This is a genomic window from Ideonella sp., from assembly GCF_035254525.1.
Lineage (GTDB): Bacteria > Pseudomonadota > Gammaproteobacteria > Burkholderiales > Burkholderiaceae_C > Ideonella.
In genome coordinates this window covers 1-14209 of the sequence record NZ_DATFAN010000007.1, presented here as the reverse complement: position 1 = coordinate 14209, position 14209 = coordinate 1, and the positions used below count along the sequence as shown (strand labels likewise).

General features: G+C 72.2%; 16 protein-coding genes. 11 read left to right on the top strand and 5 right to left on the bottom strand.

Annotation, left to right across the window (positions count from 1 at the left end):
• On the top strand, positions 1 to 848 hold an 848-nt coding region (locus tag VJ693_RS00690; protein ID WP_324151534.1), incomplete at its 5' end, for a hypothetical protein.
• Positions 849 to 882: 34 nt separating this feature from the next.
• Here the strand turns inward: VJ693_RS00690 and VJ693_RS00685 are convergent.
• From VJ693_RS00685 to VJ693_RS00665, 5 genes are all read right to left on the bottom strand, one after another.
• Complete coding sequence (locus tag VJ693_RS00685; RefSeq protein ID WP_324151533.1) at positions 883 to 1413, bottom strand: protein tyrosine phosphatase family protein; 531 nt, start codon at positions 1411 to 1413, stop codon at positions 883 to 885.
• A 13-nt stretch (positions 1414 to 1426) separates the two neighbouring features.
• Positions 1427 to 1843, bottom strand: a complete 417-nt coding sequence (locus tag VJ693_RS00680) for a ribonucleotide reductase subunit alpha (protein WP_324151532.1) — start codon at positions 1841 to 1843, stop codon at positions 1427 to 1429.
• Between the two features lie 74 nt (positions 1844 to 1917).
• On the bottom strand, positions 1918 to 2301 hold the full coding sequence (locus VJ693_RS00675; RefSeq protein ID WP_324151531.1) for a SirB2 family protein: 384 nt from the start codon (positions 2299 to 2301) through the stop codon (positions 1918 to 1920).
• A gap of 7 nt (positions 2302 to 2308) precedes the next feature.
• Positions 2309 to 3481: a hypothetical protein gene (locus tag VJ693_RS00670; protein WP_324151530.1), complete on the bottom strand. Its 1173-nt coding sequence runs from the start codon at positions 3479 to 3481 to the stop codon at positions 2309 to 2311.
• Entirely contained in the window at positions 3430 to 3759 is a 330-nt protein-coding gene (locus tag VJ693_RS00665) for a metal-sulfur cluster assembly factor (RefSeq protein WP_324151529.1), read from the bottom strand. The genes VJ693_RS00670 and VJ693_RS00665 overlap by 52 nt, the downstream gene beginning before the upstream one ends.
• Before the next feature lie 120 nt (positions 3760 to 3879).
• Here VJ693_RS00665 and VJ693_RS00660 point away from each other — a divergent pair, with 120 nt between their 5' ends.
• The 10 genes from VJ693_RS00660 to VJ693_RS00615 form a co-directional block, all read left to right on the top strand.
• Complete coding sequence (locus VJ693_RS00660; RefSeq protein WP_324151528.1) at positions 3880 to 4440, top strand: iron transporter; 561 nt, start codon at positions 3880 to 3882, stop codon at positions 4438 to 4440.
• Positions 4440 to 5912: a carbohydrate porin gene (locus VJ693_RS00655; protein WP_324151527.1), complete on the top strand. Its 1473-nt coding sequence runs from the start codon at positions 4440 to 4442 to the stop codon at positions 5910 to 5912. The genes VJ693_RS00660 and VJ693_RS00655 overlap by 1 nt, the downstream gene beginning before the upstream one ends.
• Positions 5913 to 5959: 47 nt before the next feature.
• The gene (locus VJ693_RS00650) at positions 5960 to 6268 is read left to right on the top strand and encodes a cupredoxin domain-containing protein (protein ID WP_324151526.1); all 309 of its coding nucleotides are present in this window, start codon (positions 5960 to 5962) and stop codon (positions 6266 to 6268) included.
• Between the two features lie 187 nt (positions 6269 to 6455).
• Positions 6456 to 6812 carry a hypothetical protein gene (locus tag VJ693_RS00645; protein WP_324151525.1) on the top strand — a complete coding sequence of 119 codons (357 nt, stop codon included), beginning with the start codon at positions 6456 to 6458 and terminating at the stop codon, positions 6810 to 6812.
• 120 nt (positions 6813 to 6932) lie between these two features.
• Positions 6933 to 8246, top strand: coding sequence for a 4Fe-4S binding protein (locus VJ693_RS00640; RefSeq protein ID WP_414652210.1), 1314 nt, complete (start codon positions 6933 to 6935; stop codon positions 8244 to 8246).
• Positions 8247 to 8330: 84 nt separating this feature from the next.
• A complete protein-coding gene (locus VJ693_RS00635; RefSeq protein ID WP_324151523.1) occupies positions 8331 to 8765 on the top strand; it encodes a c-type cytochrome in 435 nt (144 codons plus the stop codon).
• Between the two features lie 5 nt (positions 8766 to 8770).
• Positions 8771 to 10228: a cbb3-type cytochrome c oxidase subunit I gene (locus VJ693_RS00630; RefSeq protein WP_324151522.1), complete on the top strand. Its 1458-nt coding sequence runs from the start codon at positions 8771 to 8773 to the stop codon at positions 10226 to 10228.
• Positions 10229 to 10495: 267 nt separating this feature from the next.
• A complete protein-coding gene (locus VJ693_RS00625) occupies positions 10496 to 11302 on the top strand; it encodes a CbbQ/NirQ/NorQ/GpvN family protein (protein WP_324151521.1) in 807 nt (268 codons plus the stop codon).
• Positions 11303 to 11364: 62 nt separating this feature from the next.
• Positions 11365 to 12420, top strand: a complete 1056-nt coding sequence (locus VJ693_RS00620) for a 4Fe-4S binding protein (protein ID WP_324151520.1) — start codon at positions 11365 to 11367, stop codon at positions 12418 to 12420.
• The coding region (locus VJ693_RS00615; RefSeq protein WP_324151519.1) for a nitric oxide reductase activation protein NorD at positions 12420 to 14209 on the top strand (1790 nt) is incomplete at its 3' end. The genes VJ693_RS00620 and VJ693_RS00615, both read left to right, overlap by 1 nt.

Here is a 14209-nt window from a genome sequence, read left to right as displayed (position 1 = left end):
GCGCCGTGAGCAACAAGGCGCTGCGAACGCGCTGGGCGTTGCGGGCCCTGGTGGCGTCGGCGCGGCGGCGCGAGGCGGCACCAGTCGGGTTCCCCGCGCGCGGGGTGAGCGCGATGGGCCTGCAGCTGCCCTCGGCGCTCGGCCTGGCCGCGGGCTTCGATCGCCGTGGTGCATTGGCCGGCCGGGCGGGGTGGCTGGGCCTCGGGGCGGTGGAGATCGGCAGCGTCGGCGCTGGCAGCCGCGAGCTGGCGCACGCCATCCGGGCGTTGCGGCGCGCACGTGCCGGGAAGCAGGCGCCCGGCTCGCACGCGGCCCAGGGGGTGAGCCTGGCCAAGCGAGCGGCAACGCCGTGGCCGGCGGCCGCCGACGAGCTGGCGGGCCTGCTGGGCCAGCTGCATGGCCTGGCCGACTACGTCACCCTCAACCCGGGGCGCGATCGCCCGGCGCCGGCCGCGTTCGCCGAGCTCGTCGCGCACCTCGCGGCCGAGCGCGATCGCCTGGCGTGCGGCGGCGGCCGGCGAATGCCGCTGGTGGCCAAGCTGCCGTCCGCCTGGCTGCGTGGCGATGCGGTCGGCCTCGCGCAGGCCCTCGCGGCGTGTGGCGCCGATGGCCTGTTGCTGTCGGCCGAAGGCATCGGCGCGGCCGAGCACCGCCAGACCCTGCGCCGCGTGGCGCAAGCGGTCGGTCGGCGCTTGTGCCTGATCAGCGTCGGCGGGGCGAGCTCGCCAGCCGAGGTGCGGCGTCGACTGCGCGCCGGCGCCGCATTCGTGCAGGTGCATGCCGCGGCCCGCCGCGCGAATCGGCGCCCCTGGTTGCGCGATGCCGTCGCCGCCCTCGCGCGCCGGTAGCCTGGCAGCGACGGCGGCCCCAAGGTGTGATCGCTCAGTACGGCTCGAAGGCGATGCCGTGCTCGCGCAGTTGCTCGACGATCAGCCGGCGCCATGCGCCGCGCGGCGACCAGACCTGTTCCACCGCCTCGTATGCCCGCTCGGGCGGCTCCTTCAGCCGGAGAACGCGGTACAGGAACACCATGCTCGACGCACGCATGTTGACCTGGCAATGCACCAGCACCTTCTTGTCGCGCCAGCGGTCGAGCACGTTGGCCACCGCCTCGACATCGGCCGCGCTCGGCTGGTCGAAGGCGATCGGGACGTTGAGGAACTCGATGTGCTGGCGGGCCAGCAGCTCGGGCTCGGCGGCCACGGCATCGGGCACCGACAACGGCGCGAGGTAGATCACCGCCTCGAAGCCGAGTTGGCCGAGCGTGGCCAGGGAGTCGGCGGTCGGCTGGCCCGAGGTCACCAGGTGCGGCGTGATCGGCACGACGTTGGGTGCGGCGAGCCTCGCCTCGGCGGCTCGCGCCACCGGGGCGAGCCAGATGGCGGCCCAGGCCAGCGCGAGTCGACGGCGCATGAGCCGCGGCGCCTCAGCTGAAGCTGAGCAGGCGGCCCGACGGGTCGTACGCCGCATAGCCGGCGAAGCGCCCCTGCTTGATGGCGTCGACCATGCGGTCCAAGGCCTGGCTCACCTGGGCGTCAGAGGGCGGCTGGCCGTTGGCACCGCCGAGGCCGGCCACGAAGACGACCTGCCAGGGCGGGCCGAACTGGCGCGCCTCGTCGGCCAGCGCGGCGAAGCCGCTCAGCTCGTCGGGCGTCTTGTCGACGCACATCAGCGGCGCCAGGGCGCCGCCCTCGCCGCGCTCGAAGCGCTCGCGCTGGGCCGGTGTGGCATCGGGCGGCAGCTCGGCGCCGGCGAAGACGAAGAGCAGGCATTGCGGCTGCGGCTGCGCGGCAGCGGCCTGCAGCAGCTGGGCGAAGTGGGAGGTCTCGGTGTCGTCGTTCATCGCGCTGATGCTCGCACAATGCAGGCCCGCGACCGCCTGTGCCCTCGTTGGACGAATGGAGGTGTGCGCGGTTCCTAGCCGAAGAAGCCCAGCGGCCGCTTGCTCAGCGCGACCGAGACGATCCAGCCGAAAGTGGCCAACGCGCCGAGCCACGCCGCGGCGCGCACAGGCACCGGCCGCTGCGGCTTGAGCGCCACCATGCCCAGCCCGATGTAGACCAGCAGCCCGATGACCTTGGCCAGCAGCCAGGGCGCGTTGCCCGGGTGCAGGCGCAGCAGCCAGGCCAGCGTCAGCGCCGACAGCAGCAGCACGGTGTCGACCAGGTGCGGCAGTGTCTTCGCGGCCCGGCTCGTGACCCAGCGCGCGCCCATCAGCGCGCCCAGGCCGCGGGCGAAGAAGCCGGTGATCGACAGTGCCACGGCGCTCTGGTGGATGGTCTTGACGACGAAGTAGTCCATGCTCGTTTCAGGCGCGGCGCCGGCCGGGGCGGGCAGCGTCGGCGCGGCCGTGCCGCAGGCGCCACACGACGATCGCACCGACCACGGTGAGCGCGAACCATAGCAGCGCCAGCGCGTTGAGCTGCGCCCCGCCGGCGCGTCGGGCCAGATCGGAGAAGCCGGCACCGAAGCGCCACAGCAGCGAGGCGTGCAGCGCTGCCAGCGGCGCATAGAAGGCGATGCCGAACTGCAGCTTCAGCCGCGTCAGCGCCGGCAGGATGACCGGCGCATGGCCCATCACCATGCCGAACACGAAGCCCAGGCCCAGCGCGTGCAGGGCGAGGTCGCGCGTCGCGGCGCCGTGCGCCGTCGCCGCCCAGGCCACGCCGCCCACTGCCAGCCAGGCATAGCCGGCCAGCAGGCACACCGCCATGTAGCGCGCCAGGCCGGCCGCGCGCAGCGTGTGGCGGGCGATGTCGAAGATGAACAGCCAGCCCGCGAGCGCCACCAGCGCCGCGCCGAACAGCAGCCCGCCGTCGCGCGGCGACCAGGCCGACGCGGCCGCACCAGCCAGCAGCAGCACGACGATGGCGGTGAAGGCCGGCAGCGCGGCGGGGCGGCGGCGCGACAGCCGTGTCATCTCGAGCCGCTCGGCGGCGATCGTCAGCACCAGGAAGGCGAACCACCACGGCAGCACCGGGCCGCTCGCCCCATCGAGTGCGAACAGCGTGTTGCCCACGCCCCAGGCACCCGCCGCGACCAGCAGCAGCCCCGTGTGCGCGGCGCGCTGGCGCCGCACGATGGCCACGTTGGCGGCGCAGAAGGCCAGCGAGGCCAGCCACAGCAGCGCGCGGCCGAGCTCGGCCTGGCCCGCCAGCAAGGCCAGCGCACCGGCCGCCGAGGCCACCGGCCCGGCGAACGCCGCCGGGTGGCGCAGTGCCACCGCGCGCTCCAGGCCGATCACGGTGCCGAAGAAGCCGCCGATCATCAGTGCCGCGTGGGCGAGCAGCGCCTGGCCGGCCCAGGGCGCCTCGAGCGCAGGCGCCGCGCCCAGCCGCCCGAGCCCGCCGAGCACCCCGGCCACGAGCGTGGCGGCCACCGCGCCGAACAGCGCCAGCGCGGCCGCGCGGGTGGCCAGCCGGGGCGGTGTCACCAGCGCATGAACGCGCGGGCGCGCTCGCTCAGGCAGTCGGTGCTCCATGGCGGCTCCCAAACCAGCTGGACCTTGATCTTCCACTCCGGCGGCAGCGCGCGGTCCAGCTCGGTCTCGACCTCGTCGACGATCAGCCCGGCCACCGGGCAGGCGGCCGAGGTCATCGTCATGCGCAACTGCACGCATCCGTCGCGCGCGTCCACGCCGTATACGAGCCCGAGGTCGACGATGTTCAGCGCGACCTCCGGGTCGACCACGCGGGTCAGGGCCTGGGTGATGGGCGGGACCAGGGCCTCGGGCCCGTCGTAAGGGAAGGGGGCGTTCATAAAGATGTATTCCAGATGCAACTATGCGGACGACAGACGGGCCAAGCCTTGTGCTGGATCAAATCCACATCCCCGGATGCCCTGAATGATGCGAATCATTCGCATTCAATTGGAGGAGAGATGCATCCGTCAACCACCCGCGCCGCCGTGGCCTGCGCCACCCTGCTGGCCTGGGCCGGCGCCGCCCAGGCGCTCGAATACCCGATCGGCAGCCCGGTGAGCATGGCCGGCATGGAGCTCGCGGCGGTCTACCTGCAGCCGGTGGACATGGAGCCCGAGGGCCACATGCGCAAGGCGGCCGAGTCGGACATCCACATCGAGGCCGACATCCACGCGCTGGCCGACAACCCGCACGGTTATGCCGAGGGCGCCTGGGTGCCGTTCCTGTTCATCCGCTACGAGATCCGCAAGCTGGGCGCCGCGGGCGAGCCGATCGGCGGCGACTTCATGGCCATGGTCGCCAGCGACGGCCCGCACTACGGCGACAACGTGAAGCTGCAGGGCCCGGGCAAGTACCACGTGAAGTACACGGTCTACCCGCCCAACGCGAAGGAGAACCCGCTGGGCCACCACTTCGGGCGCCACACCGACCGCGCCACCGGCGTGCGGCCCTGGTTCAAGCCCTTCGAGGTGGAGTGGGACTTCACCTACGCCGGCATCGGCAAGAAAGGGGGGTACTGATGGGGCCCCCGCGCGCCCTGCCGGTTGTCGCGGTCGGCTTGGTGTTGACCGTTGGCCTGTACGGCGGAACCGCCCAGGCCGCGGCGGATGACACGGCGCAGCTCGAGGCCCGGCTGGCCGAGGTGATGCAGCGCTTGCAGCAGCTCGAGCAGCGCAACCGCGTGCTCGAGCAGCGGCTGGATGCCGCGCAGGCCCAGGCCGACGGGGTCGAGCGCGCGCTTGCCAGCGACCGGCTGAGCGAGAACGAGCCCGAGCTGGTCACGCGGCTGAAGGCGGTCGAGAACCAGACGCTGTCGATGCAGAAGCCGGCGCGCCAGATCGAGGCGCTCGAAGACATCAACGCCAGCGCCAGCCTGGTCGGCATGGTGCAGCACGTGGGCGAGGGCGGCGGCGAGGCGGGCCACGCGCAAAGCCGCGCCAACTACCGCGGCGACATCGCGCTCGCGCTGCCCGGCGGCGCGCTGGGCAGCGCCGACGGGCGGATCTTCACGCAGCTGCGCTTCGGCCAGGGCGCCGGCATCGCGGCGCGGCCGGGCTTCTCGTCCACACCGAACACGACGGCGTTCGAGATCGCCGGCGTCGATGACCCCGATTCGTCGTTCGCGATCCTGGCCCAGGCCTGGTACCAGCTCGAGGTGCCGCTGCCGCTGGACGGCTTCAAGCCGCACGCCCGGCAGCACCTGGAGCTGAACGTCGGCAAGATCGACCCGTTCCTCTTCTTCGACCAGAACGCAGCCGCCGACGACGAAGGCACCCGCTTCGTCAACAACGTGTTCGTGCACAACCCGCTGCTCGATTCGGGCGGCGACGTCGGCGCCGACGCCTACGGCTTCACGCCCGGCCTGCGCCTGGCCTGGCGTGACGAGGCCGACGCGGCGCTGCGCTGGAGGGCGTCGCTCGGCGTGTTCGGCTCTGGCGAGGCGGCCAACTTCTCCGGCTCGCTGGGCCGGCCCTTCGTCATCGCCCAGCTCGAGGCCTCACCTCGCTGGATCCAGGGCCTGGACGGCACCTACCGCCTCTACGCCTGGCACAACGGCCGCGCCACTGAACTGGACGGCACGGCGCACGCGCACGCCGGCTGGGGCATCTCGGCGGACCAGCGTGTGACCGCGTCGATGCGGCTGTTCGGCCGCTACGGCCGGCGCACCACCGGCCACGGCGGCTTCGACCAGGCCTTGACGCTAGGCGGCGAGCTGGCCGGCGAGGCCTGGTCCCGCGCGGCCGATGGCGTGGGCCTCGCCTTCGCCTGGCTGCCCGCGAGCCGGGCCTGGCGCGAGGCCACCGCGGCCGACCAGGCCCTGATCGGCACCGCGGCCTCTGGCGCCGAGCGCGTGGCCGAGCTGTACTACCGCTGGCACTTGAACGGCAGCGTCGAGCTGACGCCCGATCTGCAATGGGTGGGCCGACCGGCGGCGAACCCGCAGGCATCGGGCTACTTCGTGGCCGGGCTGCGCGCCCGCCTGGGCTTCTGATGGGCCCGCGTTGCCGGGCAGGGCGGTGCGGGCGGCGCGCGCTGGCGGTGCTGCTCTGGGCCGGCGCGGCCGCCCTTGCACAGGCCGATGAGCCACCGACCTACGCGGTGCTGGTGCAGAACGGGCGCATCACGCCTGCCACGCTCGAGGTGCCGGCCGGCACCCGGCTGCGCCTGGCGGTGCGCAACGCCGGCACCGGCCCCTGCGAGTTCGAGAACCTGGCCCTGCGGGTCGAGAAGGTGCTCGCACCCGGCGCGGCCTCGACCCTGGTGCTGCACCCCTTGCGCGCGGGCAGCTACCGCTTCGTCGACGAATTCCACCCCGACGCCGCCGGCCTGACGCTGCAGGCGCGCTGAACCAGAGAACAGAACCCATGCTGAACACCTTCGTCGTCGTCTGGCGAGAGAGCCTCGAAGCGCTGCTTGTGATCGGCTGCGCCGCGGCCTGGCGCTGGGCGCGGCGGCGGGCGTCGCCCTGGCGGCGCTTCTGGGCGGCGCGACGCTGCTGGCGCAAAGCCAGCTGCAGGGCCAGGCGCTGGAGGCCGTGCGCCTGGCCATCGTGTTCGGTGCCGCGGCGCTGATCGTGCAGATGGTGGCCTGGATGCGCCGCCACGGCCCGGCGATGCGGCGCGAGCTGGTCGCGCGCGGTGCGCGCGGCCTGAACACACGCTGGCTGTTCCGTGTCAGCGAGGTCCTGTTGCTGCTGGTGGCGGCCTCGCTGCCGGCCGCCGGCATCGACCAGCTGATCGCGCTGGACTGGATCGCGCCGGGGCTGGACCCGGTGTGGGACAGCTCCGCGCTGCTCGCCGGTGATGCCGTGTTCTGGGCCATCACGCTCGCGCTGCTGTCGCGCGTCGGCCGCCGGCCGGCAGCCCTGGCGGTCGAGGCATCCAGGCCCTGAGACCGCGAGAGCATGAACGAGCGGGCCATGCGCCAGACCATCCCCATCGTCGCCGCGCCCGTGGCGCAGCCGCCCGCACCTGCAGCGCGCCCGGCCTGGCCGGCACGCTGGGGCGATGCGATGCAGCGCCACCGCGGCGCGATCCAGGCCATCCAGTGGGCGGTGGTCGGCGCCTACGCCCTGCTGCTCGTCGTGCCGGTCTTCCTGCCGCTGCCACCCGCCGGCGCCAGCATCGTCGACGACCTGCGCCTGTTCGCGCAATTCGTCTTCTGGGGCCTTTGGTGGCCCTTCGTGATTCTCAGCGTGATGCTGGTGGGGCGGGCCTGGTGCGGGGTGTTCTGCCCCGAGGGGGCGTTGACCGAATTCGCCAGCCGCCACGGCCTGGGCCGCTCGATCCCGCGCTGGCTGCGCTGGGGAGGCTGGCCGGTGCTCGCCTTCATCGCGACGACGGTCTACGGCCAGCTGATCAGCGTCTACGACCACCCGCGCGCGGCGCTGCTGATCCTCGGCGGCTCGACGATCGCTGCGGTCGCCGTGGGGTATGTCTACGGCCAGGGGAAGCGCGTGTGGTGCCGCTACCTGTGCCCCGTCAGCGGCGTGTTCGCGCTGCTCGCCCAACTATCTCCCCTGCACTTCCGTGCCGACGAGGCGGCCTGGCGCGGCTACCGCGGGCCGATGCCGCGGGTCGATTGCGCGCCGCTGCTGAACCTGCGCCAGCTCGACGGCGCCTCGGCCTGCCACGCGTGCGGCCGCTGCAGCGGGCACCGCGGCGCGATCGCGCTTGCCGCACGGTCGCCGAACGCGGAGATCCTGGCCCTCGACTCGCGCAGCGAGGTGTCGGCGAGCCTGCTGCTGTTCGGCCTGCTCGGCGTGGCCGTCGGGGCTTTCCAGTGGAGCGCGAGCCCCTGGTTCGTCGCACTGAGGCAGGCGGCGGCGCAGTGGCTGGTGGCGCGCGACGCGTTCGCGCTGCTGGATGACGACGCCCCGTGGTGGCTGCTGACGCACGAGCCGGCGGCGAACGATGTCTTCAGCTGGCTCGACGGCCTGCTGATCCTCGGCTACATCGGCGGCTACGCGCTGCTGGCCGGTGGGCTCGCCTGGCTCGCGCTGCGCGCGGCGCAGGGCCTGCTCGGCACGGTGGGCTGGCGCCGCCTGGCGATGGCCCTGGTGCCGCTGGCGGGCATCGGCCTGTTCCTCGGCCTGTCGATGACGACCGTGACCCACCTGCGTGCCGAGGGAGTGGCGCTCGGCTGGGTCAGGCCCGTGCGCATCGCGCTGCTCGCGCTGGCGCTCGGCTGGTCGCTGTGGCTCGCGTGGCGGCTGGTGCGCCGCAGCGCCGCCGCCGGGCCGCGGCAGGCCGCTGCGCTGGCGCTGTGCGCCGTGCCGATGTCGATGACAGCCGCCATCTGGGCCCAGCTCCTCTTCGTGTGGTGATCTCGCGCTCGAATTCTTGAACCGGATCAAGGCCGATGCCCGACCGGCCAGCCAGGATGTGCCACCAAATCGCAGGAGGCTGCCATGGGCCACGGTCAGGCCGGATTCACCAAACAGATGGCGCGGAACATGTTCTATGGCGGCGCCGTGTTCTTCGCGCTGCTGTTCGCCGCGATCATCTTCCACACCGAGCAGCGCATCCCGCAGCGCTCGAACGCGCAGGCCATCACCCCGCAGGTGGTGGCGGGCAAGAAGATCTGGGAGACCCGCAACTGCATCGGCTGCCACACGCTGCTGGGCGAGGGCGCGTACTTCGCACCGGAGCTCGGCAACGTCTACACGCGCCGCGGCCCCGATTTCATCAAGGCCTGGATCAAGGCGCAGCCGACGCATGCACCCGGCCGGCGCCAGATGCCGCAGTTCAACCTGAGCGACCAGCAGCTCGACGAGCTGGTCGAGTTCCTGAAATGGACGAGCCAGGTGAACACCGAGAAGTGGCCGCCGAACATCGAGGGTTGAAGACCATGACGACCAACACCGTCCTCAAATACAAGAGCCAATCGGTCGCGAAGCTGTACTTCATCGCGGCGATGGCGCTGTTCGCCGGGCAGATCCTGTTCGGCCTGGGCCTGGGCCTGCAGTACGTGATCGGGGATTTCCTGTTCCCCTACGTCCCGTTCAACCAGGCGCGCATGGTCCACACCAACCTGCTGATCGTCTGGCTGCTGTTCGGCTTCATGGGCGCGGCCTACTACATGGTGCCGGAGGAAGCCGAGACGGAGCTGCACTCGCCCAAGCTGGCGATCGCGCTGTTCTGGATCTTCCTCGTCGCCGGCGCGCTGACGATCGTCGGCTACCTCGCGGTGCCCTACGCGAAGCTCGCGGAGCTCACGGGCAACGAGATCTTGCAGACGATGGGGCGCGAGTTCCTCGAACAACCCTTGCCGACCAAGCTCGGCATCGTGGTGGTCGCGCTGGGCTTCCTCTACAACATCAGCATGACGGTGTTGAAGGGCCGAAAGACGGCGATCTCGCTGGTGTTGCTGATGGGCCTGTGGGGCCTGGCGATCTTCTTCCTGTTCAGCTTCGTCAACCCGCACAACCTGGTGCGCGACAAGATGTACTGGTGGTTCGTCGTGCACCTGTGGGTCGAGGGCGTGTGGGAGCTGATCCTCGGCGCGCTGCTGGCCTACGTGCTGGTCAAGACGACGGGGGTCGACCGCGAGGTGATCGACAAGTGGCTGTACGTGATCATCGCCTTCGCGCTGATGACCGGCATCCTCGGCACGGGCCACCACTACTACTTCATCGGCCTGCCGGGCTACTGGCAGTGGATCGGCAGCGTGTTCTCGGCGCTCGAACCGATTCCGTTTTTCATGATGACGGTGTTCGCCTTCAACATGGTGCAGCGTCGCCGGCGTGAGCACCCGAACCAGGCGGCCGTGCTGTGGGCCGTCGGCACCTCGGTGATGGGCTTCCTCGGCGCGGGGCTGTGGGGCTTCATCCACACGCTGAGCCCGGTCAACTACTACACCCACGGCTCGCAGATCACCGCGGCGCACGGCCACCTGGCCTTCTACGGCGCCTACGTGCTGGTGGTCATCACGCTGATCAGCTATGCCATGCCCACCTTGCGCGGCCGGCTGGCCAACAGCCCGCGCGCGCAGGCCGCCGAGATGTGGAGCTTCTGGATCATGACGATCGGCATGGCGGTGATGGTGCTGTCGCTCACCGGGGCCGGCATCCTGCAGGTCTGGCTGCAACGCCTGCCCACCGAAGGCGCGATGGGCTTCATGGCCACGCAGGACCAGCTGCGCTTCTTCTACTGGACCCGCATGGGCGGCGGGGTGGTCTTCCTGATCGGGCAGCTCCTGTTCTTCACAAGCTTCTTCATCGGGGGTGAGCCGGTGGTCGCCGAGACGGCCGGGGCGCGTGAAGGGGGCGGGTTCCTGAAGGCGCAGCCGGCGCAGAGGGTGGTTTGAGATGCTTGGCGTTCGGGCGGCGGCGGCGGCGGCGGCGCGGCCGGGGGCCGGCAGGCGGTGGGGCTCATGTGTCCGCGCCCTCGCCATCGGCTCGGGTGCCCTCCAATGCTCGCATTCGTGGCCGCCGTCGAACTGCGAGTTCGACAGTGGCCACAAGCCCGAGCACCACAGGGAACCCTCGGCCTTCAGGCCGAGGGCGCGTACTCATGAGCCCGAGCGGGTATCGGCTCCCAGCCCACGCCAACCACTGCGAAACGGAAGGCTGAAATGGACCACAGCGAACAGACGCGCCTCCTGACTGCCCCCTTCTACGCCGAACAGGCCAACGAGGTCGCGCTGTTCGAGCACGCCTGGAAGCAGCGCCTGCCGCTGCTGATCAAGGGCCCGACCGGCTGCGGCAAGACGCGGTTCGTCGAGTACATGGCCGCGCGGCTCGGCCGGCCGCTGGTCACCGTGAGTTGCCACGACGACCTGGCCGCCGCCGACCTCGTGGGCCGGCACCTGATCGGCCCCGAGGGCACCGTGTGGGCCGACGGGCCGCTGGCGCGCGCCGTGCGCAGCGGCGCGATCTGCTACCTCGACGAGGTGGTCGAGGCGCGCAAGGACACGACGGTCGTGCTGCACCCGCTGGCCGACGACCGGCGGGTGCTGCCGATCGAGCGCACCGGCGAGCTGCTCGCGGCGCCGCCGGAGTTCATGCTGGTCATCTCCTACAACCCCGGCTACCAGAGCATCCTCAAGAGCCTGAAGCCCAGCACGCGGCAACGCTTCGTCGCGCTGAACTTCGGCTACCCCGAGGCGGCGGTCGAGCAGGCGGTGCTGCAGGCCGAGGCCGGTGCCAGTGCCGCGCTCGCCGGCGCGCTGGTGCGGCTCGGCACGGCGCTGCGGCGCCTGACCGAGCACGATCTCGAAGAGACCGCCAGCACACGGCTGCTGGTGATGGCGGCGCGCCTGGCCGTGTCCGGCGTGCCGCTGCACGCGGCCTGCCGCGCGGCGATCGTCGATGCGCTGACCGACGATGCCGATACCGCGGCGGCGCTCGACGAGGTGGTCGGCGCCGTGCTCGGCGCTTGAAATGATCGAACCATTTTCGCGACGGTGGCGCTGCTTCTCCTGACTCCTCACTCCTCGTGCCCATGCAGCGCCGCCGTCGCACCTTCCAGATCGCCTTCTTCGCGCTGTTCCTGCTCGCACCGGCGCTGAACCTGCTGCGCTTCGACCTCCACGAGACCCAGCTCTGGGTGCTCGGCATGCGCTGGTCGCTCGGCGTCGATGCCTTCCGCGCGGGCGAGATCGGTGCCAACGAGATGGCGCTGCGCATCGTCACGCGCGCCTTCCTGCCGGCGATCGTGCTGATCGCGGTCTTCCTCGGCGTGGCCTGGCGCTACGGCCGCATGTACTGCGGCTGGCTGTGCCCGCACTTCTCGCTCGTCGAACTGCTGAACGATGTGCTGCAGCGCGCCTGCGGGCGCCTGAGCCTGTGGGATCGGCAACGCACGCCGCGCACCGACGGCGTGGCGCCGAACGCGCGCTGGTGGCCGGTGTTCGCGCTGTCCTGCGTGCTGTTCGGCTTCACCTGGGCGATCACGCTGCTGAGCTACCTGCTGCCGCCGGCCGAGATCTGGGGCAACCTGCTGCAGGGCACGCTCACTGGCAACCAGGCGCGCTTCCTCGGCATCGCGACGCTGGCCTTCAGCGTCGAGTTCATGTTCGCGCGGCACTACTTCTGCCGCTTCGGCTGTGCGGTCGGCCTGTTCCAGAGCCTCGTGTGGATGGCCAACCCGCGCAGCCGCGTCGTCACTTTCCCGCGCGGGGGCCAGGGGGCGCAGCGCCGGCCGCGATCCGCGCTGCGCAGCGCGCTGACGCTGGGCCTGGAGCGCGCCCACCCCTCGCACTGCCGCACCTGCGACCCGCCGCACGGCAACGCCTGCGACCGGGCCTGCCCGATGGAGCTCAAGCCGCGCAGCTTCAAGCGGCACAAGTTCTCGTGCGTGCAGTGCGGCCTGTGCGTGCAGGCCTGCGAAGACACGCAGGGCACGCAGCGGCGCGAGCCGCTGCTGCAATGGGCCGTCGGGGTCGATTCGCTGCGCGAGTCCATGCGCCACGGCCCGGCCGGCGCGCACGTGCTGGCCCAAGCGGTGCCGGCCGATGCCGGTGCGCCATCCCCGGCGACGCTGCCCGAGGCCTGCTGATGGAAGAGTGGGTCGGCCAGCAGTGGCACCGCGTGATCACGCGGCTGGCGGCGCCCGCGCCGAACGCGGCGGCGACCGTGCGGCTGGCCGACATGCAGCGCACGCTGGCGCTGATGTTTCGCGCCGGCGGCGGCGCGGCGGCGGTGCGGCTGGCGCCGGCGGGTGAGCGCGGCATCGGCGGGCCGCGGCGCTGGCTGCAGCGCATCGGCGGCAGCGGCCAGCGCGCGGCGCTCGCCGGGCTGCAAGGCGAGGTCTTCGCGCTGCCGGCCGAGCTGGCGGTGTTCGACACGCCGGCGCTGAACCGCGATCTCTACCTCTGGCTCGCGGCGCTGGCCTCGCAGTGCGCGCCGAGCGGCGACTGGCTGGCTGACAACGGCGCCGCCACGCGGGCCGCGCTCGCGGCCTTTCCCGGCCTGGCTGCGCGGTTCGAGGTGCTTCGCCAGGCCCAGCTCGCGCAGCGGCCCGAACCGGCCCGGCTTCGCGGCCGCGCAGCCGAGGCCGAGCGCGCGGTGCAGCAGGTGCTGCGCGGCCAGGCGCAGGCCGGCCTCGGCATCGGCCCGGCGGACGTGGCGCCGGTGTGGCTGTGGCTGGACGCCAGCGGCAGCGCGATCGCGGGATCGGCGACGCCGTCACGGCCCGAGCCGGCCGATGCCGGCGCGGCGACGACGACGGCGAACACGCCGGCCGACACCCGGCGCCGCCGCGCCGAGCGCGTGCAGGACGAGCGCCACCGTGCGCCGCTGATGATGTTCTTCCGCGCCGAGTCGATCCTGTCCTGGGGCGAATTCACCAAGCTCGAGCGTGCCGACGACGACAGTAACGACGGCAACGCGCTCGCCGCCGCCGACGACATGCAGACGCTGGCCATCGCGCCCGACGGATCGCGCGCCGCGGCCCGCGTGCGTTTCGATCTCGACCTGCCCAGCGCCGCCGCCGACGACCGCCCGCTCGGCCCCGGCCAGCGCCTGCCCGAGTGGGATTGGCGCCAGCGCCGCCTGATCGACGGCCACTGTGCGGTGCAGACGCTGATCGCCACGCCGCCCGAAGCTTTCCTGCCACCCCCGGCGCTGCGCGCCGTGGCCCGCCGCGTGCGCCGCAAGATGGAGATGCTGCGCGCCGCGCCGCGCCGCCTGCATGCCCAGCCCGATGGCGACGAGATCGACCTCGATGCCTGGGTGCGCCGCCGCATAGCAGCCGCCCACCACCCGCAGGTCGATGCACCGCGCGTCTATCTGAAGCGCGAGCGCGCCGAGCGCAGCCTCGCGACGCTGCTGCTGGCCGACCTGTCGCTGTCGACCGACGCGTATGCGACACAAGGCGCCCGCGTGATTGACCTGATCCGCGAGTCGCTGTTCGTCTTCGGCGAGGCGCTGGCCGCCGGCGGCGACCCCTTCGAGATGCTGGGCTTCTCGTCAGTGCGGCGCCAGAACGTGCGCATCCAGCACCTGAAGGGTTTCGACGAGGGCTGGAGCGCCGCGGTGCGCGACCGCATCGGCGCGATCAAGCCCGGCTACTACACCCGCATGGGCGCCGCGATCCGCCACGCCACGCAGCGCCTGGCGGCGCGGCCCGAGCGGCAGCGCCTGCTGCTGATCCTGACCGACGGCAAGCCCAACGACCTCGACATCTACGAAGGCCGCTACGGGCTGGAAGACACGCGCCATGCGGTGCAGGCCGCGCGCGCGGCGGGGCTCACGCCGTTCTGCGTGACGATCGACCAGGCGGCGCACGACTACCTGCCGCTGCTGTTCGGCCGCCAGGGCTACGCGCTGGTGCACCGGCCGCAGGA